Raw genomic sequence first — 21,949 nt, forward strand, 5'->3', positions numbered from 1 at the left:
ATGTGCTCGAGCGGACCGTTCTCTATGATGTAGCGGCGTTCTCGCTAGAGAGGGTCGCCGCCTGCCGCGCCACGGCGGCGACGTCGATGCTCAAGGGGAGCATGCCCGCCTCGAGCTCTGCGAGCGGGAACCAGCGGGCGTCGAGGGCGTCGTCGTCCGCGGCCGGCTCGCCCGTGATCCAGCGGCAGACCACCGCTACCAGCACGAAGTGACGCCGCAGTCGGCCTTGCCCGTCGCGGTCGAAGGCGTCGAGGGCGGTCAGCACGCTTTGCGCCTCGCCGACGATCCCGGTTTCCTCCTTAAGCTCGCGCACGGCGGCCTCGCGCACCGTCTCGCCACCCTCGATCTTGCCGCCCGGGAAGCCCCAGCGGCCCGCGTCGGGCGGGTTCGCCCGCTGGACGAGCAGGACCCGGCCCTCGCGCAAGACGATGGCGATGGCCGCGACCACCGGCCGCAGCGATGGGTCGGCGACGGGGGAAGGTGTGTGTTTCGGCATGGTCGTTCCAAGGAGGGGCCGGGGAGGGACGGGCGCTGCGCATCCCGGGCCGGTGCGTTCGGGTCGGGTTGTCCGAGTGCGCGGCTCGCCTCGGCTTGCGCCGGCGTCGGCTCGCCCGGCCGGCCTCGGACCGCGGCACGTTAGCACAACGCGTCCGGCGGGGGCGGACACGGTGTCGTCTTCACAAATTAGGCAGGTATCTGGTTGGTTCGTGGCGGGACCTTCCCATATGGGGCGGGTGCGGGCTCGGAGGGCGCGCCGTCGGCCTCCGCCGCTGCCCCATCGCCACCATGGTTTCGAGGGATGATGAGGACGTCCTTAACGGTTTGTGTGTGATTGAAGCTGTCACAGGCATTTTTTCCGGAGTAGCCGCATGAAGCGCGAATTTCTCGCCGCGACTCGCGCTGGTCGCCTCAGTCTCGGGATCGTCGCCGTCGTGGCCGCGATGGGCGGCGCGGCGATCACGGCCCCCGTCGCGAGGGCCGACGCCTTCTCGCGCTGCGTCGCCTCGAAGTGGCCGGCCGCGCGCCGTGCCGGCGTGTCGCGCAGCTTTTTCGACCAGGCGACCCGTGGGCTGACGCCCGACCCGAAGACGCTCGAGCTCGTCAACAAGCAGGCCGAGTTCGTGAAGCCGATCTGGGAGTATCTCGACACCGCCGTGTCCGACAAAAGGGTCAGCGACGGGCGGGCCGCCTACGCGCGCTACCGCTCCACCCTCAACCAGATCGCCGCCAAATATCGCGTCGATCCGGAGGTGATCATCGCGATCTGGGGGATGGAGACGAGCTACGGCAACTTCATGGGCGGGCACAACGCGGTCCGCGCGTCGGCAACGCTCGCCTGCGCCACCGACCGGCGCCAGAGTTTCTGGACGCAGCAGTTCACCGGCGCCCTGAAGATCGCGCAGGAGGGGCACGTTCCGCTCAGCGAGATGAACTCCTCGTGGGGAGCGGCGATGGGCCATACCCAGTTCATCCCGACGAGCTGGCAGGCCTACGCGGTCGACTTCGACGGCGACGGCAAGCGCGACATCTGGCGCTCGATCCCGGACGCCTTCGCCTCCACCGCCAACTATCTCAACAAGCACGGCTGGAACTATCAGCAGACGTGGGGCTACGAGGTGGTGGTGCCGCGCAACTTCGACCACAAGCTCGCCGACGGCAAGCGCGAGCGCGCGCTGCGCGAGTGGCAGAACTACGGCATCCGCCGCGCCAACGGCAAGGATTGGCCGCGCCCCGACGATCAGGCCTATCTGTTCTACCCGGCCGGCGCCAACGGCCCCGCCTTCCTGATGCTGCACAACTTCGACGTCATCAAGCGCTATAACAACGCCGATGCGTATGCGCTGGGGGTGGGCCATCTCGCCGATAGGATCATCGGCGGCGGCGACTTCGAGCAGGCCTGGCCGCGGGACGAGCGGCCGCTGTCGCGCGGCGAAGTGCAGGAGATGCAGTCGCTGTTGACGCGCCGGGGCTTCTCCACCGGCGGGATCGACGGCCAGGTCGGGCCGATGACGCGCAAGGCGATCCGCGAGTATCAGACCGCCTCCGGCTCGGTGCCCGACGGCTTCGCCTCCTCCAAGCTTCTCAACGAGCTGAAGCGCCGCTGAGCCTGCGGCGCGGCGACGCGGATCAGCCGGCCGCGCGGTCGGCCGCCACCGCGGCGGCGAAGGCGCGGGCGGTGGCGAGCGTCACCCCGTCGGCGGGTGCGCCGACCCGCTCGGGCAGATGGCGGCGGTGGAAGGCGGCGACGAGCGCGTCCATCGCCGGCCCGTCCTGGGGTGGGACCGCATAGCCGCCGGCGGCGAGCTCTGCCCTGAGGGCCGGCGACTGGAAGGGTTCCGCCGCGGCGGGCGCGACGTGGAGCGCATGCCCCGCCGCCGCGAGATCCGCCCAGGGAAAGCGCTCGCCGGGGTCGATCTTGCGCTCAGGGGCGATGTCGGAATGGCCCACCACGTTGCGCCGCGGCACCGGCCAGCGGGAGCGGATCCCGTCGAGAAGGGCGAGGAGGCTCGCCATCTGCGCCTGCGGAAAGCACGGCGCATCGGGACGGTGGCCCGGGCTGTCGAGCTCGATCCCGATGGAGCGGCTGTTGATGTCGCCGGTACCGTCCCACGCGCTGACGCCGGCGTGCCAGGCCCGGCGCGTCTCCTCGACCATCTGCACGAGCGCCCCATCCGCGCCGATGAGATAGTGGCAGGACACCTTGGAGGCGGGGTTGCACAGCCAGCGCACCGCACTCTCCGCATCGGTCATGTCGGTATAGTGGATCACCACGATATCCGGCCGCACGCCCTCGCCCCGGCCATTGTGGTTCGGGGAGGGCACTTGGCGCATAGGGGGAGGCGGAGGCATCAGCGGCGCTTCTCGATCGCCTCGTAGGCGGCGTTGATGGCGGCGAGCCGGTCGTTGGCGATCCGCACGAACTCGGGCGGGACCCCGCGGGCGATCATCCGGTCGGGGTGGTGCTCGGCGACGAGGCTGCGATAGCGCCGCGTCACCGTGGCGAAGTCGGCGTTGGGGCCGAGGCCGAGCACGGCATAGGGGTCGCCGTCGGCGGCGATGTGGCGCGCCTTCACCCGCTCGAAGCGCACCCCGTCGATGCCGAAGATCGCCGCGACCCTCTCCAGGAACGCGAGCTCGGCCTCGTGGATCACCCCGTCGGCGGCGGCGATGGTGAAGAGGATGTCGAGGATGTCCTCCTTGAGCGCCGCATCGTCGGGAAAGAGGCGGACGATGCGATGGGCGTAGGCCTCGAAGCCCGACACGTCGCGCTGGGCGAGGTCGAAGAGGCGGCCGATGGGGCGCCGCGCTTCCTCCGGCACGTCGAAACGGCGCCAGAAGCTCGCCGCCTCCGACATCGTCACCACCCCGTCGGCCTTCGCCATCTTGGCTGCGAGCGCCACCACCGCCATGGAAAAGGCCGCCTGCCGCGACTGGGGGCCGGTGCCGGTCGCGCTGCGGAGGCGATCGAAGATGTCGGCGCCCGCGGCACCCACCGACTGGACGGCTTGCGAGAGGATCTCCCACACCGCCACGTCAGCGTCGCCTCGTCGTCCCGCGGCCGCCGCCGGCCTTACCGCCGCGCCCTACGGGCCGGGGCGGCGGAGCGGCGAGGCCGCGCACGCGATCGATCCGCCGTTCGCCGGTCCGGCTGTCGGCCTCGTCCTCAGGGCTTCCGCCGTCGTCGGGGAGGGTATCGCTCTCCGCTTCGTCGCTGCCGCGCATCTCACTCGACGGCTCGTCGAGGGGCGTCTCGAGGGCGTCCGGCAGCGCGTCGACGAACATGTCGGAGAGGCGTGCGGTGGGAGTGGGAGGTTCGCCCTGCGCCGTCTCTTCCGCCGGCCCGGCATCGGTGGCGGGTGGCGGGGCGGACGGCTTCGGAGCGGGCGCCGCCTCCGGCTCGGCCGCGTCGACCGGCGGGGCGGCCGGCTCGACCCGCCGACGATGGCGCCGCCGGCGCAGTCGCTCGCTGAGCACCTGGCCGCGGCGCGCCTCCCGCGGCGAGCGCGGGGCGTCCTCCTCCTCCGGCGGCTCGCTCGCGCCGTCCGTCGGCGCGACCGGCGGCGCCGCCGGTTCCGGAGCGTCGGGCGTCGCCTCGACGGTCGTCGAGCTCTCGGCCGGCTCGGCGGCGGCGGTCTTCGGAGCGGCGGTCTCAACCACCGGCTCGGAGGGCGGCTCGGGAACAGCGGCGGGGGCCGGGGCGGGTTCAGCCGGGGCGGGCATCGGGATCGCCTCGCCGCCGACCTCGACCTTGATGGGAGCGGCCGGTGCCTCGCCGGGGGTGAAGCGGAGCTTGCCCCGCACCGCGCGGGGCTTCTTCAGCCGCCGCGGCACGTCGCGGACGAAGGCGCGGAAGGCGGCGAAGAGCGGCTCGCGATGCTCGTCACTCTCGATCAGCAGCTGATGGCGGGCGTTCGGGATCAGCACCAGACCGCCGCCTGGCGTCGCCCGGGCGAAGCGGCTGATCTCCGGCGTCGAGACGACCGTGTCGTTGCCGGCGGCGACGAAGAGGGTGGGGACCGCGAGCGGCTTGCCGACGGTGCGGCGGATCTGCCCCGTCGCCCGGAGCGCGGCCCGCAGCCAGCCGATGGTGGGCGGGCCGCAGGCAAGCTCCGGATTGGCGTCGACGAGCTCGCACAGGGCGGCGTAGCGATCGGGGTCGCTGGTCGCCCGGTTGCCGAGGAATTCGTAGGGCGGGCCGGCCGGCTTCGCCACCGCGCGCTTGTCGAGGCCGACGCCGCACATCAGCGTCGTTGCGAGCGACAGGAGCCACTCCTTGGCGGGGAGGCGGGCGATGCGCAGCATGGGGACCACGAGCACCATGCGCTCCACCTGGTCGGCGAGGAGGGGGGCGGCCTTCAGCGCCACGAGCCCACCCATCGATTCGGCGAGGACGAAGAAGGGGCGGGGCAGGCCCTGCTGGGCGGCGAAGCGCACCACGGACTGCAGGTCGTCCACATAGTCGGAGAAGCGGGAGACGTGGCCGCCGGGGCGGGTTCTGCGGTCCGACCCGCCTTGGCCGCGAAAGTCGAACGCCACCACCGCGAAGCCCTCGCGCACGAGGTGGGCGAAGGTGTCGCCGTAGACCTCCATGAAGGTGCCGCGGCCCTGCACCACGATCACCGTGCCGGGTCCCGCGGGCGCGCCCGCCCAGTGGGCCACCCTGAGCTTCACACCCGCGTGTAACGTGCCGATGGTGCCGCCGAGATCGGTGGACCCCCAATTCCCAGTCGCCACGCTCACTCCACGCTTCAAAGCCCTTGAAAGGCGGTTTTCAGACGCCCATCTCTCTTGATGCGGCCGCCACTCAAGGGGCCGCACCGAAGACCGGGCCGCTGGCCAGCAAGGCAGGGCCCTTCAAACCGTTGCTTCTCATGGAGGACGACTATGCGTCAATTCGATCTCACCCCCCTCTATCGTTCCACCGTCGGTTTCGATCGTCTGTTCTCGCTGCTCGACAACGCGTCGACCGTGAACCAGACGCAGACCTATCCGCCCTACAACATCGAGCGTACGGCGGACGACGAGTATCGCATCACGATGGCTGTCGCCGGCTTCACCGAACCTGAGCTGACCGTGGAGGTGAAGGAGAACACCCTCACCGTAACCGGTCAGAAGAGCGAGAGCGAGAGCGGCAACGACAACATGCTCTACCGTGGCATCGCCGCGCGGGCGTTCGAGCGGCGCTTCCAGCTCGCCGATCACGTTCACGTGACGGGCGCTTCGCTCGACCACGGCTTGCTCCACGTCTCGCTCAAGCGCGAGGTGCCCGAGACGAAAAAGCCCCGCACCATCGCCATCGAGAATGGTGGTGCGCCGAAGTCCATCGACGCACAGGCTGCGTAATTCTAGGAGACGCGCAGTCCGCGCAATTCAGGACAAGGCGTTGCCGGCGATTGGTATCGAGTTCGCCTGCATGACATGGGGGGCGTCCCGGAGCGCCTGACGCACCGGGGCGTCCCTTCTTGCGACGCCTGCCAACCGCTCGTCCAAGCCGCCAGCTGGCGGGATCGGGGCGGTTGGCGCTATTGTCGATCGAAGGCCGGGGCTCGCCGCCTCGGCCTTTTGCGTGTCCGTCCCCCTCGCGAGGATCGCGATGTCCGATACCGCCCCGCCGGGCCTCAGACTGCGCCTGATTTTTGGCGAGGACGCCATGATCGGCCCGGGCAAGGCCGATCTCCTGGAGCTCGTCAAGGAGACCGGCTCCATCTCCGCCGCCGGCCGCCGCATGGGGATGAGCTACCGCCGCGCCTGGGGCCTCATCGATACGCTCAACACCATCTTCGGCGCGCCGCTCGTGGAGCGGACCCGCGGCGGCGCGAGCGGGGGAGGGGCGACGCTCACCGACCGCGGCGAGAAGGTGCTCGCCCATTATCGCAGCCTCGAGGCGCGGGCGCGCGCGGCCGGCGCCGAGGACATCGCCGCCATCGAGGCGATGCTCGACGCGTCACCAACCGTTATGTCCGGTGAGAAATAACGCTTGCCAGCGTCGGTCGGCTGGCGATAGTTCCGGTGAAACATAACGGATCGGGAGCTCCCATGCGTCACCTCATCGCCTCGACCGCCGCCGACCTCGCCGCCCCCCGCCGCGCCTTCGCGCGCGGTGCCGCGAGGCGCATCGCCGCAACCGGCCTCGCCGCCCTGATGGCGCTCGCCGTTCCCGCCGCCGCCTCGGCCGACGAAGTGGTGGTGTTCGCCGCCGCGAGCCTCAAGAATGCGCTGGAGGACGTCGCCGACGCCTGGCACGAGGAGACCGGCGGCACGGCCACCATCTCCTTCGCGGGTTCCTCCGCTCTCGCCCGCCAGATCCAGGCCGGGGCGCCGGCCGACGTGTTCATCTCCGCCAACGTCGGCTGGATGGACACGCTCGAGGAGGACGATCTCATCATCGCCGACACGCGCCGCGACGTGCTGGCGAACTCGATCGTGCTGATCGCCGCCGATCCGGACGCCGCGCCGGTGACGCTGGAGCCGGGCGTCGACATCGCCGGCCTCCTCGATGGCGGCCGCCTCGCCATGGCGCTCGTCGACGCCGTGCCCGCCGGCATTTACGGTAAGGCGGCGCTGACTTCGCTCGGCGTCTGGGACGACGTCGCCCCGCAGGTCGCCCAGGCCGACAATGTGCGCGCCGCTCTCGCCCTCGTCGCCCGCGGCGAGGCACCCTACGGGATCGTCTATGCGACCGACGCCGCCGCCGAGCCGGCGGTGAAGGTGGTCGCGACCTTCCCCGCCGACACCCATCCGCCGATCATCTACCCCGCCGCCCTCACCACCGGCACCGACGATCCGGATGCCGCCGACTTCCTCGACTTCATGAGCTCGCCCGCCGCCGCCCCGCTCTTCGAGCGCCAGGGCTTCAAGGTCATCGAGTGAATTCCACGCCGACGGCACGCCTCCGCTTCGGCGGGGGCTCGGCCCTTGCGGCACCGAGCGTGCGTGCCGGCGGGCCGGCGCATCGATGAGCGTCCTCACCCCCGAAGCCTGGCAGGCCGTCGCCCTGTCGCTGCGCGTCTCCGTCTGGGCGACGCTCGTCAGCCTGCCCGTCGCGATCCTGGTGGCGCTGCTCCTGGCGCGCGGCCACTTCTGGGGGAAGTCGCTGCTCAACGGCCTCGTCCACCTGCCGCTGATCCTGCCGCCGGTGGTGACGGGCTACATGCTGCTCATCCTCTTCGGCCGGCGCGGGCCGATCGGCAGCGTCCTCGCCGAGGTGGGGATCGTGTTCGCGTTCAACTGGACGGGGGCGGCGCTCGCCGCCGGCGTCATGGCCTTTCCGCTGATGGTGCGGGCGATCCGCCTCTCGATCGAGGCCGTCGACCCGCGGCTCGAAGAGGCGGCCGGCACGCTCGGCGCGTCCCGCATCGCGACCTTCGCGGTGGTGACGCTGCCGCTCATCGTGCCGGGGATTCTCGCCGGCGCCATTCTCGCCTTCGCCAAGGCGATGGGCGAGTTCGGCGCCACCATCACCTTCGTCTCCAACATTCCGGGGCGGACGCAGACGCTGCCTTCCGCGATCTACGCCTTCCTCCAGGTGCCGGGGGAGGAGGGGGCGGCGCTCTCCCTCGTCGCCGTCTCGGTGGCGATCTCGATGGGGGCGCTTATCGCCTCCGAGATCCTCGCCGCCCGCATCGCGCGACGGATCGGCCGATGAGCCTCACCGTCCGGCTGCGCCACGCCTTCGGCGGCTTCACCCTCGACGTCGCCTTCGAGGCACCGGCGGGCATCACCGCTCTCTTCGGCCGCTCCGGCTCCGGCAAGACCACCATCGTCAACGCCGTCGCCGGCTTGATGCGCCCCGACGAGGGCCGCATCGTCGCTGGCGACACCGTGCTCCTCGATACGGCGGCCGGGCGCTTCGTGCCGCCCCACCGCCGCCGCGTCGGCTACGTGTTTCAGGAGGGGCGGCTCTTTCCCCATCTCAGCGTGCGCCAGAACCTCCTCTTCGGCGCGTTCTTCGCCCCGCGCGGCGCGCCGCGGGAGGATCTCGGCCGGGTGGTCGATCTCCTCGGCATCGCCCACCTTCTGGGGCGCCGGCCGGGGATGCTGTCCGGCGGCGAGAAGAGCCGCGTCGCGATCGGGCGGGCGCTTCTCGCCGCGCCCCGCCTTCTCCTGATGGACGAGCCGCTCGCCGCCCTCGACGAGGCGCGGAAGGCGGAGATCATCCCCTATCTGGAGCGGCTGCGCGACGAGACCGAGGTGCCGATCCTCTACGTCAGCCATTCGCTGCCGGAGGTGGCGCGACTGGCGACGAGCCTCGTCGCGATCGACGCCGGCCGCGTGGTGCGCGCCGGCTCCACCACCACCGTGCTCGCCGATCCGGCCGCCGTTCCCGTCCTCGGCCACCGCGAGGCCGGCGCGATCCTGACGGCCCGCGTGGTGCGCCACCACGCGGACGGCCTCACCGAGCTCGCCGCCTCCGCCGGGCCGATCTACCTGCCGACGGTCGACGCCCCGCTCGGCGCCACAGTGCGGGTGCGCATCGAGGCGCACGACGTGATCATCGCGCGCGAGCCGCCGAGCGCCATCTCCGCGCTCAACGTGCTGCCGGTGATGGTGACGGAGATCGCCGAGGGGAGCGGGCCCGGCGCCGCCGTCGGCCTCCAGGCGGGCGAGGATCGGCTTCTCGCGCGCATCACGCGCCGCTCGGTCGGCACGCTCGGGCTCGCGCCGGGCGTCGCCTGCTACGCGATCCTGAAGTCCACCAGCGTCGCCCGGCGCGACGTGGGGGCGGGCGACCGCGCCGTCTGAGGCAGGGCTTGCGACGCTTCGGCAGCGTGCCCGTGCGCAGACGCGGGGTGCCCTCCCGTGCTAGAGACGGGGGCGCGCTATATGGACGTGTGCGCTATCGAGACGGGCGGCGTAGAGGAGCGTTGGTAATGAGTCGATGGACGCAAGGGCTCTTGATGGCGGCGCTGGCCGCCGCGCTGTCGGGCTGCATCACCGTCACCGCCGTGCCGATCCGGGCTGACGTGTGGCGGCTCGAGACCGAGGTGCAGAGCAGCGGCGTGCGGATCAGCGAGGCGGAGATGCTGCGCCGGGCCGCCACGCTGACGATCGACAACGGCTACACCCATTTCCTCATCACTCCGGCCGACCCGGTGGACCATTCCGACAATCTCGTGCGCTCCGTCCTCTACGGGCGGACCCAGGTGATCGCGCTGCCGGGCGGCGGGCCTCCCGTCGGCGGGCCGCCGTCGGCAAAGCCGGTGGACGTCAAGGCCGTCAACGTGGTGATGGTGCGCGACGGCGACCCCCGCTACGACGGGTCCTACGAGGCGGCGAAGGTGCTCGGCTGGGCCTGGTGAAGCCTCAGCGCACTGCGATGCACTCCATCTCCACCCGCGCCCCGAGTGCCAGCCCGCTCGTCCCGAGCGCCGACCGGGCCGGATAGGGTTTGACGAAGTAGCGCAGATAGATGGCGTTGAAGGCCGGCCATTCGGTCATGTCGGCAAGGAAGACGGTGGCCTTCACGATGTTGGCGAAGCCGAGCCCCGCCGCCTCCAGCGTGGCGCCGATATTCTCCATCATCTGCCGTGTCTCCGCCGCGACACCGCCGGCGGCGAGGCGCAGGCTGCCGGGAATGACCCCCATCTGACCGGAGAGGAGCACGACACCGTCGATCTCGACCGCCTCGCAGAAGGGAAGGTCCTGGTCCGCGAAGGTGCCGGAGCTGTGGACGTGCACCTTCCGTCCCGTGATCGCGGTGAGGAGCGAGGCTCTGCCGTTGGCCGAGGCTTCCCCGCTCAATCCGCCATCGCCTCGGCCTTGACCTCCTGGATCACCTCGAAGCTCTCGAGCTCGGGGTGGCCGAGATAGAGGGGCTTGTTGTCGCCCGCCCCCGCGTGCGCCTTGCGGAACGCCTCCGAGCGCGTCCAGGCGAGAAAGTCGGCCTCCGAGTCCCATACGGTGTGGGAGGCGTAGAGCACGTGGTCGTCCGTCGTCGGGCCGCGCAGGAGATGGAAGACGACGAAGCCCGGCACGTCCTGCAGATGGGTGTCGCGGTTCAGCCAGACGGCCTCGAAGTCGGCCTCCGAGCCGGTGCGCACCTTGAAGCGGTTCATCGTGATAAAGGCCATGGAACATCCTCCTCCGGAGGAAGGAGACCCCGTTGCGCCGGTTCCGTCAACGTGGCCGTCGCCTCTGCTGGGCGGCGCGGCGGGGTTCAGGCGATCTTCACTGTCGGGTTGAGTGCCGACTTCGGGCCTGCCGGCGGGCTCTCCATCATCGGCAGCGGCTCGTCGGCCGACAGATTGTCGCGGATCAGCGGCCAGTTGACGAGGAGGAAGAGGCCGTTGAAGAGCGGCGAGACCGCCTTGAACCAGGCCCACGTCTCGGTGCTGAAGGTGTGGCGCACCACCTCGTTGGCGAACGCCATCGCGGCGAGATAGAGCGCCATGCGCAGCGACAGCGTCCACCACGCCCCTTCGCTGAGGCGAAATCCGTCTTCGAGCGATTGCTTCAGCACCAGATGGCCGAACAGCAGGCAGATGATGATCGCGAGCGCGCCGCAGGCGTTCACGAGCGTGGGGCGGAACTGGATGAATTCCGGATCGTCGAACAAGATGGTGAGGCCGCCGAAGAGTGCCGCGAGCGCCAGCGTCGCCGCCGGCACGACGGGCAGATGTCGCTTCTCCACGAAGGAGTAGACCGTCACGAGCGCGGTGGCGGCGATGAACGAGATGGTGGCGCCGGTGATGCCGGTCACCTGAAGCGCGGCGACGAAGACGAGCGCCGGCCCGATCTCCACGGCGAAGCGCTCGAGAAGCTTACGCTTGTTGACACAGTCCCATGCGCTGTCCTTTTTCATAGCGCTCTCTCCTGTCATAGGAGTGACAACGCGGGAGGGGCCCGGGGCGATCCCGTTTGCGTTTCGTGGCGCACCTCCATAGATAGCGCCCTTAGTATCAGGACAGGACGCGATGCCGATTTTCACCCGCTTCGACGACGACGACGATGACGAAGAGAAGCTGAAGGCGCAGCAATCGATACCGGTCGACAAGCACCTCTTCGATGCCCGACAGATTATGATCGTCGGCCCCGTCACCATGGATATGGCGCGCGACGTCTGCCAGCGTCTCCTGGCCCTCGCGCACGTGTCGCACGACCCGATCACCGTGATCGTCTCCTCCCCCGGCGGCCATGTGGAGTCGGGCGACATGATCCACGACACCATCGGCATGATCGCGCCGAAGGTGAACATCCTCGGGATGGGGTGGGTCGCCTCCGCCGGTGCGCTGATCTACATCTCGGTGCCCAAGGAGCGGCGCTTCTGCACGCCGAACACCCGCTTCCTCCTCCACCAACCCTCCGGCGGCGCCGGCGGGCCGGCCTCCGACATCGAGATCGCGGCGCGCGAGATCATCAAGATGCGCGAGCGGCTCAACACCCTCTTCTCCGAGGCGACCGGCCAGCCGCTGTCACGCATCGAGAAGGACACCGACCGCGACTACTGGATGGGGGCGGACGAGGCCGTGGAATATGGTCTCGTGGGCCGCGTGGTGCGCCGGGCGGACGAGATCGCCTGACCGCACGCTCCTGACGGCGAGAGGGCGGCGCAACCCGCAATTCCAGCGAGGCGGACGAGAATGACGGCGACCTTCGATGTGGCGGGCGTGTCGATCCCCAAGCTCGGGATCGGCACCTTCGGCATGAACGACGAGGCCTGCGCCCGCGCCGTCGCCGCGGGCCTCGACCTCGGCTACCGCCACGTCGACACGGCGGAGATGTACCAGAACGAGAAGGCCGTCGGGGAGGGCATCCGCGCCTCCGGCCTCGCGCGGGACGACGTGTTCGTCACCACCAAGGTCTGGCACGACCATCTCGCCGACGGCATCCTCCAGGCTGCCGCCGAGGCCTCGCTGGAGCGGCTCGGCCTCGACCGGGTCGAGCTCTACCTCATCCACTGGCCGGGCCGCACGACCCCGGTCGCCGAGGCGGTGGCCGCGCTCTGCAAGGTGAAGCATCGCGGCCTCGCACGCGCCGTCGGCATCTCCAACTTCCCCGTCGCCCTCATCGAGGAGGCGGTGGCGGCCGCCGACGTGCCGCTCGCGGTGAACCAGGTCGAGTATCACCCCTATCTCGACCAGTCGAAGGTGCTCGCCACGTTGCGCAAGCACGGCATGGGCCTCACCGCCTACTGCCCGCTCGCCCGTGGCAAGGTGCTGGAGGACGAGGTGATCGCCGCGATCGCGCGACGCCACGGCGTGCCGCCGGCGACCATCGCGCTCGCCTGGCTGATCGGCCAGGACGGGGTGATCGCGATCCCGAAGAGCGCCTCGCCGGAGCGGCTGAAGGACAATTTCAGGGCGCTCGACGTGAGCCTCGACGCGGATGAGCGGGCCGCCATCTCGGCGCTCGCCGACCCCGGCGGGCGGCTCATCGACCCCGAGTTCGCGCCGAACTGGGACGATCCGGTCGCGTGAGTGGGGTCGAGGTGCTGTTCGCGCTGCTGCAGCCGTCGAACATCGTCTTTCTGGTTCTCCTCGCGGGTCTCCTGGTCGCCTTCCGGCGGCGGCGGAGCGGGCTGGCACTGTTGACGGTCGGGGTCGTGCTCTACGGCGTCGTGGGCTTCCTGCCGGTCGGCCAGCTCCTCCTGCGTCCGCTCGAGACGCGCTTCCCCTTCAAGGGCATCGTGGAGCCGCCCGACGGCATCATCGTGCTCGGCGGCTTCATCGCCCCGCTGCCGCCCTACGCCCACAATCAGGTGAACCTCAACGACGCGGCGGAGCGTCTCGTGGCCGCCGCGAGCCTCGCCCATCGCTTCCCCGACGTGCCGGTGATCGTCACCGACGGTGGCGGCACCCGGCGCAACCGCTCCGGCGCGGAGCAAGCTGCGGCCCTCCTGCGGCAGATGGGCGTGCCCCAGAGCCAGCTCGTGCTCGAGACGCGCTCGCTGTCCACCTGGGACAACGCGCGCTTCAGCTACGACGTGGTGCAGCCGAAGCCCGGCGAGCGCTATGTGCTCGTGACCTCGGCCTGGCACATGCCGCGCTCGGTGGCGACCTTCCATCATGCCGGCTGGCCCGAGCTCGTGCCCTGGCCGGTGGACTATGTGGAGGACGACCGGCCGCTGTGGCGCTCCCTCCAATTCTCCGCGGCGCGCGGCTTGCGGCAGATGGACGAGGCGGTGCGCGAATACGTGGCGCTCGCCTACTATCGCCTCACCGGGCGCATCGATACATGGCTGCCGGGGCCCGGCGCGTGAGGCCCCGAGCGGCGAGGCAATCGGGGGCCGGAGCCCCAAGCGGAGAGGTCACGTGAGCTACACCATCGTTGTCGGCAACAAGAACTACTCGTCCTGGTCCATGCGGGCGTGGCTGGTGATCGATCATTTCGGCCTCGACTATGAGGAGGATCTCGTGCCCCTCGACGAGGCGGACACGCGGGCCCGTCTCCTCGCCTACTCGCCGGCCGGCAAGGTGCCGACGCTCATCGACCGGGGCCGCGCCGTCTGGGACAGCCTCGCCATCATCGAATATCTCGCCGAGCGCCATCCCGATCTGCCGATCTGGCCGGCCGACCCGATGGAGCGCGCGCTCGCCCGCTCGCTGTCGGCGGAGATGCACTCTGGCTTCCAGGCGCTGCGCAGCGCCTGCCCCATGAACCTGCGCAAGACCTTCCCCTTCCGGCGACGCGGCGGCCGCCGCGCCGAGCGCGACGTCGCCCGCATCGAAGCCCTGATCGGCGATCGCATCGCCCGCTCCGGCGGCCCATTCCTGTTCGGCGAGTGGGGCGCGGTCGATGCGATGTATGCGCCTGTCACGGCGCGGCTCACGGGCTATAGTTGGCCGGTTTCGAAGGTCACGCTGTCCTACTGCGCGGCGGTGCAGCAGGAGGCGAGCTATCGGCGCTGGTACAAGGCGGGCGTCGTCGAGCCCTGGGTCATCCCGGCCGACGAGGTGAAGTAGACCCCTAAGGGGCGTCGGCGGAGGAGGGCGGAGATGAACGCTGTGCCAGGCGGAGCGGAGGCCACCGGGCTCGACGCGCCGATGTTCGAGCCGACCGCCTTCCGCCTCACCCCGTTCGAGGCGGAGTGGACGGCGCGGGCGCGGGCGATCGGGCCGACCTTTGCCGCCCGCGCCTTCGAGATCGACCGGGACGCCCGCTTTCCGACCGAGAACTACGCCGACTTGCGCGAGGGTGGCTTCCTCGGCATCTGCGTGCCCGAGCGCTTCGGCGGGGCGGGGGCGGACTATCGCGCCTATTCGCTCGTCGCCGCGGAGATCGGCCGCTATTGCGGGGCGACGGCGCTCACCTGGAACATGCACGTCTGCTCCACGCTGTGGTCCGGCCCGCTCGCCGACGATCTGGAGATGGACGCCGCGACCCGCGCCGGCCACGAGGCGCGCCGCGCGATGCACTATCGCCGCATCGTGGAAGAGGGGGCCGTCTACGCCCAGCCCTTCTCCGAAGGCGGGGCGGCGGCAGCGGGGGCCGTCGCCTTCTCCACTGAGGCCCATCCGGTGGAGGGGGGCTGGCGGGTGCGCGGCAAGAAGATCTTCGCCTCCCTCTCCGGCAACGCCGACTACTACGGCGTGCTCTGCACGGAGGTCGACGGGTCGGGCAAGCGCAGCCGACGCAACACGCTCTATCTCGCCGTGCCGGCGGATGCGGAGGGGGTGTCGGTGTCGGGCGCCTGGGACCCGCTCGGCATGCGCGGCACGGTCTCGCGCAACCTCCACTTCGACGACGTGTTCGTGGCCGATGGCGAGGCGCTGATGCCCCGCGGCGTCTACTTCCAGGCGGCGGCCAACTGGCCGCACATGTTCATGACGCTGTCGCCCACCTATATGGGCCTCGCGCAGGCCGCCTACGACTTCACCGTGACCTATCTGCGGGGCGAGCTGCCGGGCACGCCGCCGGTGAAGCGGCGGATGTATCCCACCAAGCAGATCGCCGTCGCCGAGATGAAGGTGAAGCTGGAGCAGGCCAAGGCGCTGTGGTTCCAGGCGGTGTCGGAGGCGGGGCCGCGCCCCTCCAAGGACCAGGTGATGCGCGCCTGGGCCGCCCAGCACACGGTGATGGAGTTCGCCAACGACATCGCCCGCCTCGCCATCCGTACCTGCGGCGGCCAGTCGATGCTGAAGTCGCTGCCGCTGGAGCGGATCTATCGGGACAGCCGCTGCGGCTCGCTGATGCTGCCGTGGACGGCCGAGCTCTGCATCGACCGCCTCGGCAAGGCCGCCCTCTACGAGGACGGCGAGAGCGACGAGTGATCGACCTCTTCGGCCCCATCGAGCGCCACGCGGCCTTCGAGCCGGACAAGGTGGCGCTGCGCTTCCTGGGGGAGAGCCTCACCTATGGCGCGTTCGCCGCCCGGGTGCGCGCCGTGGCGATGGGGCTCGCGCGGGCCGGCGTCGGCTTCGGCGATCGCGTCGCGGTGCTCGCGGAAAACCATCCCGACACACTGGCGGTCCTCTACGCGGCGGCGCGCCTCGGGGCGATCATGCTGCCCCTCAACTGGCGCCTCGCCCCCGACGAGCTGCGCTACGCGCTCGAGCATGCCGAGCCGAAGCTGCTCGCCTACGGCCCGGGCTACGCGGCGACCGCCCACGCCATCGCGCCCGCCGGCATCGCGCTGCGGGCGATGGGGGCGGCGGGGGACCTCCTCGGCGACGACGACGTGCCCCCCGCCGCGGGCCATCCGGGAGCGGAGTGCCTGCTCGTCTACACCTCCGGCACCACGGGGCGGCCGAAGGGGGCGCTGATCTCGCAAGGGGCGCTGCGCGGTAACGCCGTCCAGTCGCAGCACATGCATCAGATGTCGGCGGCTGACCACGTCTTGACGGTGCTGCCGATGTTCCATGTGGGCGGCCTCAACATCCAGACGACGCCGGCACTGATGACCGGCGCCACGGTGACGCTCCATCCCCGTTTCGACCCCGCCGCGACCCTCGCCGCGCTGCGCGACGAGGCGGTCACGCTGACGGTTCTGGTGCCGACCACCCTCCAGGCGCTCCTCGCGCTGCCGGAGTTCGCGACGACGCCGGTCCCGGCGCTGCGGGCGATCGCCACCGGCTCCACCATCGTGCCGGAGAGCCTGATCGGTGCTTTCGAGACGCGGGGCATCCCGATCCTCAACGTCTACGGGGCGACTGAGACCTGCCCCATCGCCGCCTACGATCGGCTCGGCCTCTCCCGCGTCAAGGGCGGCACGGGGCGCGCGGGGATCTTCTCCGACGTCGCGATCTTCGACGACGCCGGCCGCCACCTGCCGCAGGGGGCGCATGGCGAGATCGGGGTGAGGGGGGCCGTCTTCTCCGGCTATTTCCGCGACGAAGCCGCCTCCGCGGCCGCCCGGCGCGAGGGCTACGTGTTGACGGGCGACATCGGCAGCCTCGCCGCCGACGGCACGCTGACCGTGCACGACCGCAAGAAGAACATGCTCATCTCCGGCGGTGAGAACATCTACCCGGCGGAGGTGGAGCGGGTGCTGTCGGAGCATCCCGCCGTCGCCGAGTGCGCCGTGGTCGGGCGCCCCGACCCGCGCTGGCAGGAGGTGCCCGTCGCCTTCGTGCGCCTTGGCGAGAGCGTCGCGCCGGCGGAGCTGATCGCCCACATGAAGGACCGGCTCGCCGGCTTCAAGGTGCCCTGCGACGTGCGCATCGTCGACGACTTCCCCCGCACCGCGCTCGGCAAGATCCGCCACGACGCCCTGCGCGAGGCCGCTCGCGAGGCCCCCTGAGCCCGTGCCGCCGGCCGGAGCGGGAAGCAGCTGCGGCCGGCGTAGCGGATGGAAGTCGCCAACTTTCCCCAACGCGGCGCACTCACCCCTTGTCAGGCGCGGGCAAGGCGCGTATGTCCCACCGCACTGAAGGGCGCGTAGCTCAGCGGGAGAGCACCTCGTTCACACCGAGGGGGTCACAGGTTCAATCCCTGTCGCGCCCACCACAGTTTCCCTGAGAATAGCAATTGTTTGCGGCGTTCCTCGATACACCGGACGAACGCGTGACGTGCCTCTCCTATACCATTTCGTCGCGGAAGCCAGGGGACGGCCTCGTCAACGCCGGCTCCTGAGTCCGGCGACTGCTAATAGCTGTGCGCCGCTGTTGTGCCTCCTGTCACGCTCCGGACCTGCCGGATCGGACGTTGTTGATCATCCCGTATTCTCAGAGTTGGCATTGATAAATTTGACCACACCGTTGTGCATGCGTCGGCGATGTTCCTCGATAAAGGCCTCGCGTAGATGCGCATTCTTGCTCGTGCGGGTTACCCCGAACTCGGTTTGAGTGATGATTGTCTCCGGCATTGGCGAGCCGGCTGCTTCTGCAATCTTGGCAAAAGCGGCCGTCGGATTGGATGCGACTTGCTCATAGGTGATGCGCACGGGGGACAGCCCTTCGCTGGCGAAGAAGCGTTCCCAGTCTCCCTGCATTTCCACGAGGAATTCAAGGTGCTTGCGAATGCCATTGTAGTCAAAGTGTACTAGATCGTTTTGACTGTCACCTTTATCAGGCGTATGAAAATATCCAGTTTCATTTGCGATATATCGTGAGATAGCTTGAGAGATGATATCTTCACGAGTTAGGTAAATATATGTTGCGTCTCTTAGATAAAATGAAAATACTCCAGAATAATAAATTGGAGCGAATTGAGGCCAGCCCAACTTTACTGTAAAATTTCTATTTTCAGTTCGCTGCTGCACTTTATTGCGAAAATATTCTTCGTAAGACTTACGTTTAATCTTTGCCGCATCGCGCTCCAGTGCCCCTCCGACGATGCGGAAATGTTCCCGTGTGGGGCCGAAGCCGTTCTCTCGTAAAATCGATCCGAGATAGCCGCTGCCGGAGCGAGGCGTCATGCAGACCACCGTGATTTGACGATCATCAAAACGGGGGCCAACGACAGCCTTAAAAGGGAGATAATGATGGATTCTCTCTAAAAGATCAGGAATCTCTGCAGTGCTGCTACGGAATATATCGGAAAAGCCTCGTCGAGTGCTCTCCATCTTGAGTCCCCTTCAATTGTCACAACATATCACGCAAAATAGCGTTTATCTGGTTCTCTGGCTTCTCATTATGAGATAACTGTTTATTGATATAAAGCATATGTATTGTATTTACAATATATAATTTTCTAATTTATTCAAATATATACAAAATAAAAGGAAAATATATTAATATATTATATGTATTACTTTCTTATTAGAAAACCGAACTAAGATTATTAAATGTATTATTTCTAACTCTTGTGGGTAACGGCTTTTATAGGAAGAATAAATTATGTAAAATGTAGAAAAATCTAGATATATATTTATTGAATATTAAATCAATAATATAAATTGTTCAAAATTGTATTTTTCTGATAAGTTTACTTTGTGCTTCAGGGGTGGGCGACTGCGTGGAATGTGGCTTGCCTAACGGCATCGGCCCTTGGTCACCGTCGAAAAGCGCCGCCGGCACTCGCGGTGGACGCAGGGTCTTGTCGATCAGCGTGCCGCGCAGGAAGGGCCATGATGACAGACCCGTTGAACTAGGAGTGGCTCCCGCAGGCGGCTTCGGTTCATCCAGTTTCTTGTATCTGTCGGCGCGGTGCGGAAGAACAGGGGTCACCCGCTGCGAGAGATGATTGTGGTCCGAGACCAATTGCTTGTCCTCTTAAGCTTCTTCCCGTGCTCTATTGGCAAGGAAGGAGAGCGCCATGGGCAGAGGATCGACGACCACCGGATCCGGGAAGCGTGACGCCGGCACGAAGCTCGCCCAGCAACGTCTGAGCGTGCTGGAGCTCGCCAAGGAGCAGGGGAACGTAGCCGAGGCCTGCCGCCAGTGCGGCCTCGATCGCACCAGCTTCTACGAGTGGAAGCGGCGGTTCCAGACGCAGGGCTTCGAGGGCCTCAAGGATCTACCGCCGATCCACAAGAGCCATCCGCGGACGACACCGGAACCGGTCGTGGCGCGGATCAAGGCGCTGGCCCTCGAGCACCCCGCCTACGGCGGCAACCGCATCGAGGCGATGCTGGCGCTGGAGGGCACGCGCCTTTCCTCGATCACCATCCAGAAGATCCTCAACGCGAACGGTCTCGGTACGCGCGTCGATCGATGGCTGGCGCTCGAAAAGGCCAATGCCGACAAAGTCATCGAGATCACGCGGGAGCAGGCGGCGTTCCTCGAAAAGCTCAATCCCTGCTTCCGTGAGCGGCACGTGGAGAGCGGCGCGCCGGGCGAGCTCCTGTCCGCCGATACCTTCTTCGTCGGCAATCTGAAGGGCATCGGCAAGGTCTACCTGCACGCCGTCGTCGACACCTACGGCTCGTACGCCTTCGGTTTCCTGCATGTCTCCAAGCAGCCCGAGGCGGCCATGGCGGTACTCCACAACGACGTCTTACCCTTCTACCGCAACCTCGACCTGCCGGTGAACGCCATCCTCACCGACAACAGCCGTGAGTTCTGCGGCACCGAGCGCCATCCCTACGAACTCTACCTCGACCTCAACGGCATCGAACACCGCCGCACCCGGGTGAAGACCCCGAAGACCAACGGCTTCGTCGAGCGCTTCAACGGCACGGTTCTCGACGAGTTCTTCCGCGTGGTGATGCGCGAGACCTTCTACGACACCGTCGAGGCGCTCCAGGCCGACCTCGACGCCTGGCTCGTCCACTACAACACCGAACGGCCCCACCTCGGCTATCGCAACCAGGGCCGCAGACCCATCGACACCGTCAATTCATTCGTCAGATAAAAAGCTTAAGAAGACAAATTGCTCGATGACAACCCTGTTCGCGACATCGCGCTCACGCAAGCGGCGGACGAGGCGGACGCGATCCGGTCCCACCCCGAGCTGCCGGCGGCGGTCCGACAGCTCTTCGTCGTCGTGACGCGGCAGCAGGCCGAGGTGGGGCGACGCCGTTTTCTGATCGGAGACAAGGCGCGGCGGCTGGCCTTCTGGACCGCGATGTCGCTCGATGCGGAGCGCGTCGCCGGCAGGTCGTGGGGCCTCACCGTCAACCGCTTCTGCGACCTCCTCACGGCCCATGGCGAGATGAGCCGAGGCCGGGCGCGGGCGATCTTCCTCTTCATGCGGCACGCGGGCTTCATCAAGCGCCTCGGTGGTGCGGAACCCGGCAAGCCCGTCGTCTACGTGCCCTCCGAGCGCATGATCGGGCTGTCGGCCGCCCGGCTGTCGGCGGGGTTCGAGGCGCTCGGCAAGGTCTCGCGGATCGGTGCGGAGGGCCTGCACCTCGTCGAGGATCCGGCGTTCATCACCGCCTTCTTCCACTGCGCGCGCGAGGAGATCGCGAGCGGGATGCGTCCGCTCGACGGAGCGGTGGCTCTCTCGCCCTTCATCGGGCGCGACTGCGGCGAGTATGTCGCGATGCACCTCTATCTCGCCCATGTCGAGGCGCCGGCCGCGGAGCGGGCCGCGGGCGTCCTGTTCAACATCACCAAGGTGGCCGCGCTCACCCATGTTTCGCGCGCTCATGTATCGGCGCTGATCCGCGATGCGGCGCAGGCGGGGCTCCTGGAGCGCTCGCAGGACAGGATGAGATTGAGCCCGGTGTTCGAGACCGCCGTGATGGACTCGCTGACCGCGGTCTTCCTGCAGATGGAAAAGATCACCGCCGCGGCGATCGAAACGCTTTCCCAGCGGCGAAATTCCGGAGGGCCCTCGCGCGGCTGAGGGCCGTGCCGGAGCGTCCCGCTTTTCGGTGGTGGTGCAGAATCTGACGTTGCTCGGGCTTGGCGGCACGAGCACCTGTCGGGGGTGACTTCGGGGTCCGCACCCGTCCATCGTCTGAAGGAAATGCCATGAAACGCACCAGTGCCGCCGCGGCCGCTCTCATCCTCTCCGCCACCGCCGCGTTGGCCGGCTCGCTGACGCCAGGCTCGGAGGCCATCGTGTCGGCGGTCAGGGCAAACGGCGACATCAACGCCATCTGCCACGATCGCGGTCGCGTGACCAACGAGGTCAAGGCGGCGACGAAGTCACTCGTCAGCAGCGGCCGCCTCCCGAACAATCCACGCTCCGACGCCATGGCGGCAGGCCGCTACATCCTCGACAACTGCGGCAAGTTCTGACGCGTCCACGCAGCGGAAAAGGAGATAGGGTCATGCGTTTTTCGCACATTCGGAAGGCCGCCGTGCCGTTCGCGCTGGCGGTTGCCGCCGGCGCCGTGCCGGGCACCTTGGCAACGTCCACGCCGGCCGCGGCGGTCGTCTATTGCACCGGTCCGGGCGTTCCGGCGGGCTGCGTCGTGCGCCGCCCGGCCCCAGCGGTCGCCTACTGCACCGCGCCCGGCGTACCCGTCGGTTGCGTCGCCCGACCTGCGGCGCGCACGCCTGGGGTCGGCCTCGGCGCGCCGGGGGTGGGGGTGAGGCCGGGCGTCGGCCTCAATGCGGGCGGTCCGGTCAACCGGCGCGGCGTCCGCTGAGCGTTCACGGCGCGCTGGGCCCCGCGATGGGCAGGCGCGTTCCTCGCCGATCGGCGCGGCCCGGCGGCATCGATGTCGCCGGGCCAC

The 21,949-nt window shown here is 68.5% G+C and carries 25 protein-coding genes and 1 tRNA gene; 18 read left to right on the plus strand and 8 right to left on the minus strand.

What is annotated here, in order from left to right; genetic code table 11:
* Window positions 1–22 precede the first annotated feature (22 nt).
* Entirely contained in the window at window positions 23–496 is a 474-nt protein-coding gene (locus JCR33_RS13330) for an NUDIX hydrolase (protein WP_198882576.1), read from the minus strand.
* Between the two features lie 373 nt (window positions 497–869).
* On the opposite strand from JCR33_RS13330, the gene JCR33_RS13335 reads away from it, so the two are divergent.
* Window positions 870–2,105 (plus strand): lytic murein transglycosylase, encoded by a 1,236-nt coding sequence (locus JCR33_RS13335; protein WP_198882577.1) that lies wholly within the window; start codon window positions 870–872, stop codon window positions 2,103–2,105.
* A gap of 22 nt (window positions 2,106–2,127) precedes the next feature.
* Here the strand turns inward: JCR33_RS13335 and JCR33_RS13340 are convergent, their stop codons facing one another.
* The 3 genes from JCR33_RS13340 to JCR33_RS13350 all read right to left on the minus strand — a co-directional run bounded on the left by JCR33_RS13340 (window position 2,128) and on the right by JCR33_RS13350 (window position 5,235).
* Window positions 2,128–2,787: an N-acetylmuramoyl-L-alanine amidase gene (locus JCR33_RS13340; RefSeq protein WP_211110276.1), complete on the minus strand. Its 660-nt coding sequence runs from the start codon at window positions 2,785–2,787 to the stop codon at window positions 2,128–2,130.
* Window positions 2,788–2,849: 62 nt separating this feature from the next.
* Complete coding sequence (locus JCR33_RS13345; protein ID WP_198882578.1) at window positions 2,850–3,533, minus strand: TerB family tellurite resistance protein; 684 nt, start codon at window positions 3,531–3,533, stop codon at window positions 2,850–2,852.
* Window position 3,534: 1 nt separating this feature from the next.
* Window positions 3,535–5,235 (minus strand): alpha/beta fold hydrolase, encoded by a 1,701-nt coding sequence (locus tag JCR33_RS13350; RefSeq protein ID WP_198882579.1) that lies wholly within the window; start codon window positions 5,233–5,235, stop codon window positions 3,535–3,537.
* A 150-nt stretch (window positions 5,236–5,385) separates the two neighbouring features.
* Here JCR33_RS13350 and JCR33_RS13355 point away from each other — a divergent pair, with 150 nt between their 5' ends.
* From JCR33_RS13355 to JCR33_RS13380, 6 genes are all read left to right on the plus strand, one after another.
* Window positions 5,386–5,844, plus strand: coding sequence for an Hsp20 family protein (locus JCR33_RS13355; RefSeq protein WP_198882580.1), 459 nt, complete (start codon window positions 5,386–5,388; stop codon window positions 5,842–5,844).
* 250 nt (window positions 5,845–6,094) lie between these two features.
* Window positions 6,095–6,475, plus strand: a complete 381-nt coding sequence (locus JCR33_RS13360; protein WP_198882581.1) for a winged helix-turn-helix domain-containing protein — start codon at window positions 6,095–6,097, stop codon at window positions 6,473–6,475.
* A 62-nt stretch (window positions 6,476–6,537) separates the two neighbouring features.
* Window positions 6,538–7,371: a molybdate ABC transporter substrate-binding protein gene (gene modA / locus JCR33_RS13365; protein WP_198882582.1), complete on the plus strand. Its 834-nt coding sequence runs from the start codon at window positions 6,538–6,540 to the stop codon at window positions 7,369–7,371.
* Between the two features lie 85 nt (window positions 7,372–7,456).
* On the plus strand, window positions 7,457–8,146 hold the full coding sequence (gene modB, locus JCR33_RS13370) for a molybdate ABC transporter permease subunit (protein ID WP_198882583.1): 690 nt from the start codon (window positions 7,457–7,459) through the stop codon (window positions 8,144–8,146).
* Window positions 8,143–9,243 (plus strand): molybdenum ABC transporter ATP-binding protein, encoded by a 1,101-nt coding sequence (gene modC / locus JCR33_RS13375; RefSeq protein WP_198882584.1) that lies wholly within the window; start codon window positions 8,143–8,145, stop codon window positions 9,241–9,243. The genes modB and modC overlap by 4 nt, the downstream gene beginning before the upstream one ends.
* Before the next feature lie 128 nt (window positions 9,244–9,371).
* Window positions 9,372–9,800 carry a hypothetical protein gene (locus JCR33_RS13380; RefSeq protein WP_198882585.1) on the plus strand — a complete coding sequence of 143 codons (429 nt, stop codon included), beginning with the start codon at window positions 9,372–9,374 and terminating at the stop codon, window positions 9,798–9,800.
* A gap of 4 nt (window positions 9,801–9,804) precedes the next feature.
* Here the strand turns inward: JCR33_RS13380 and JCR33_RS13385 are convergent, their stop codons facing one another.
* The 3 genes from JCR33_RS13385 to JCR33_RS13395 form a co-directional block, all read right to left on the minus strand.
* Window positions 9,805–10,242 (minus strand): Rid family hydrolase, encoded by a 438-nt coding sequence (locus tag JCR33_RS13385; RefSeq protein WP_198882586.1) that lies wholly within the window; start codon window positions 10,240–10,242, stop codon window positions 9,805–9,807.
* A complete protein-coding gene (locus JCR33_RS13390) occupies window positions 10,239–10,571 on the minus strand; it encodes an antibiotic biosynthesis monooxygenase family protein (protein ID WP_198882587.1) in 333 nt (110 codons plus the stop codon). The genes JCR33_RS13385 and JCR33_RS13390 overlap by 4 nt, the downstream gene beginning before the upstream one ends.
* A gap of 86 nt (window positions 10,572–10,657) precedes the next feature.
* Window positions 10,658–11,302 (minus strand): inner membrane-spanning protein YciB, encoded by a 645-nt coding sequence (locus tag JCR33_RS13395; protein WP_198882588.1) that lies wholly within the window; start codon window positions 11,300–11,302, stop codon window positions 10,658–10,660.
* 112 nt (window positions 11,303–11,414) lie between these two features.
* Between JCR33_RS13395 and JCR33_RS13400 the strand changes: the two genes are divergently transcribed.
* The 7 genes from JCR33_RS13400 to JCR33_RS13430 all read left to right on the plus strand — a co-directional run bounded on the left by JCR33_RS13400 (window position 11,415) and on the right by JCR33_RS13430 (window position 17,385).
* Window positions 11,415–12,020 (plus strand): ATP-dependent Clp protease proteolytic subunit, encoded by a 606-nt coding sequence (locus tag JCR33_RS13400; RefSeq protein WP_198882589.1) that lies wholly within the window; start codon window positions 11,415–11,417, stop codon window positions 12,018–12,020.
* Between the two features lie 60 nt (window positions 12,021–12,080).
* Window positions 12,081–12,917: an aldo/keto reductase gene (locus JCR33_RS13405; protein ID WP_198882590.1), complete on the plus strand. Its 837-nt coding sequence runs from the start codon at window positions 12,081–12,083 to the stop codon at window positions 12,915–12,917.
* Entirely contained in the window at window positions 12,914–13,699 is a 786-nt protein-coding gene (locus JCR33_RS25010; RefSeq protein ID WP_198882591.1) for a YdcF family protein, read from the plus strand. Before JCR33_RS13405 ends, JCR33_RS25010 begins: the two co-directional genes overlap by 4 nt.
* A gap of 52 nt (window positions 13,700–13,751) precedes the next feature.
* On the plus strand, window positions 13,752–14,402 hold the full coding sequence (locus JCR33_RS13415; RefSeq protein WP_198882592.1) for a glutathione S-transferase family protein: 651 nt from the start codon (window positions 13,752–13,754) through the stop codon (window positions 14,400–14,402).
* Between the two features lie 33 nt (window positions 14,403–14,435).
* Window positions 14,436–15,710: an acyl-CoA dehydrogenase family protein gene (locus JCR33_RS13420; RefSeq protein ID WP_198882593.1), complete on the plus strand. Its 1,275-nt coding sequence runs from the start codon at window positions 14,436–14,438 to the stop codon at window positions 15,708–15,710.
* Complete coding sequence (locus JCR33_RS13425) at window positions 15,710–17,179, plus strand: class I adenylate-forming enzyme family protein (RefSeq protein ID WP_332461189.1); 1,470 nt, start codon at window positions 15,710–15,712, stop codon at window positions 17,177–17,179. Before JCR33_RS13420 ends, JCR33_RS13425 begins: the two co-directional genes overlap by 1 nt.
* 131 nt (window positions 17,180–17,310) lie before the next feature.
* Window positions 17,311–17,385 (plus strand) — tRNA-Val (locus JCR33_RS13430).
* 205 nt (window positions 17,386–17,590) lie between these two features.
* Here the strand turns inward: JCR33_RS13430 and JCR33_RS13435 are convergent.
* Window positions 17,591–18,442, minus strand: coding sequence for a Stf0 family sulfotransferase (locus JCR33_RS13435; protein WP_198882595.1), 852 nt, complete (start codon window positions 18,440–18,442; stop codon window positions 17,591–17,593).
* Between the two features lie 692 nt (window positions 18,443–19,134).
* Here JCR33_RS13435 and JCR33_RS13440 point away from each other — a divergent pair.
* The 4 genes from JCR33_RS13440 to JCR33_RS13455 all read left to right on the plus strand — a co-directional run bounded on the left by JCR33_RS13440 (window position 19,135) and on the right by JCR33_RS13455 (window position 21,862).
* Window positions 19,135–20,172 (plus strand): IS481 family transposase, encoded by a 1,038-nt coding sequence (locus tag JCR33_RS13440; RefSeq protein ID WP_198882596.1) that lies wholly within the window; start codon window positions 19,135–19,137, stop codon window positions 20,170–20,172.
* An 18-nt stretch (window positions 20,173–20,190) separates the two neighbouring features.
* Window positions 20,191–21,111, plus strand: coding sequence for a hypothetical protein (locus JCR33_RS13445; protein ID WP_198882597.1), 921 nt, complete (start codon window positions 20,191–20,193; stop codon window positions 21,109–21,111).
* A gap of 128 nt (window positions 21,112–21,239) precedes the next feature.
* Window positions 21,240–21,509 carry a hypothetical protein gene (locus JCR33_RS13450; protein WP_198882598.1) on the plus strand — a complete coding sequence of 90 codons (270 nt, stop codon included), beginning with the start codon at window positions 21,240–21,242 and terminating at the stop codon, window positions 21,507–21,509.
* 32 nt (window positions 21,510–21,541) lie between these two features.
* Window positions 21,542–21,862, plus strand: a complete 321-nt coding sequence (locus JCR33_RS13455) for a hypothetical protein (protein ID WP_198882599.1) — start codon at window positions 21,542–21,544, stop codon at window positions 21,860–21,862.
* Window positions 21,863–21,949 lie beyond the last annotated feature (87 nt).

It is taken from the genome of Acuticoccus mangrovi (assembly GCF_016411865.1).
Classification (GTDB): Bacteria; Pseudomonadota; Alphaproteobacteria; order Rhizobiales; family Amorphaceae; genus Acuticoccus; species Acuticoccus mangrovi.

Coding starts and splice junctions, on each gene's coding strand:
- JCR33_RS13380 (WP_198882585.1), top strand. CDS start 9,372: ATGAGTCGATGGACGCAAGGGCTCTTGATGGCGGCGCTGGCCGCCGCG.
- modB (WP_198882583.1), top strand. CDS start 7,457: ATGAGCGTCCTCACCCCCGAAGCCTGGCAGGCCGTCGCCCTGTCGCTG.
- JCR33_RS13405 (WP_198882590.1), top strand. CDS start 12,081: ATGACGGCGACCTTCGATGTGGCGGGCGTGTCGATCCCCAAGCTCGGG.
- JCR33_RS13390 (WP_198882587.1), bottom strand. CDS start 10,571: ATGGCCTTTATCACGATGAACCGCTTCAAGGTGCGCACCGGCTCGGAG.
- JCR33_RS13455 (WP_198882599.1), top strand. CDS start 21,542: ATGCGTTTTTCGCACATTCGGAAGGCCGCCGTGCCGTTCGCGCTGGCG.
- JCR33_RS13360 (WP_198882581.1), top strand. CDS start 6,095: ATGTCCGATACCGCCCCGCCGGGCCTCAGACTGCGCCTGATTTTTGGC.
- modC (WP_198882584.1), top strand. CDS start 8,143: ATGAGCCTCACCGTCCGGCTGCGCCACGCCTTCGGCGGCTTCACCCTC.
- JCR33_RS13400 (WP_198882589.1), top strand. CDS start 11,415: ATGCCGATTTTCACCCGCTTCGACGACGACGACGATGACGAAGAGAAG.
- JCR33_RS13355 (WP_198882580.1), top strand. CDS start 5,386: ATGCGTCAATTCGATCTCACCCCCCTCTATCGTTCCACCGTCGGTTTC.
- JCR33_RS13435 (WP_198882595.1), bottom strand. CDS start 18,442: ATGGAGAGCACTCGACGAGGCTTTTCCGATATATTCCGTAGCAGCACT.
- JCR33_RS13335 (WP_198882577.1), top strand. CDS start 870: ATGAAGCGCGAATTTCTCGCCGCGACTCGCGCTGGTCGCCTCAGTCTC.
- JCR33_RS13330 (WP_198882576.1), bottom strand. CDS start 496: ATGCCGAAACACACACCTTCCCCCGTCGCCGACCCATCGCTGCGGCCG.
- JCR33_RS13395 (WP_198882588.1), bottom strand. CDS start 11,302: ATGAAAAAGGACAGCGCATGGGACTGTGTCAACAAGCGTAAGCTTCTC.
- JCR33_RS13440 (WP_198882596.1), top strand. CDS start 19,135: ATGGGCAGAGGATCGACGACCACCGGATCCGGGAAGCGTGACGCCGGC.
- modA (WP_198882582.1), top strand. CDS start 6,538: ATGCGTCACCTCATCGCCTCGACCGCCGCCGACCTCGCCGCCCCCCGC.
- JCR33_RS13420 (WP_198882593.1), top strand. CDS start 14,436: ATGAACGCTGTGCCAGGCGGAGCGGAGGCCACCGGGCTCGACGCGCCG.
- JCR33_RS13450 (WP_198882598.1), top strand. CDS start 21,240: ATGAAACGCACCAGTGCCGCCGCGGCCGCTCTCATCCTCTCCGCCACC.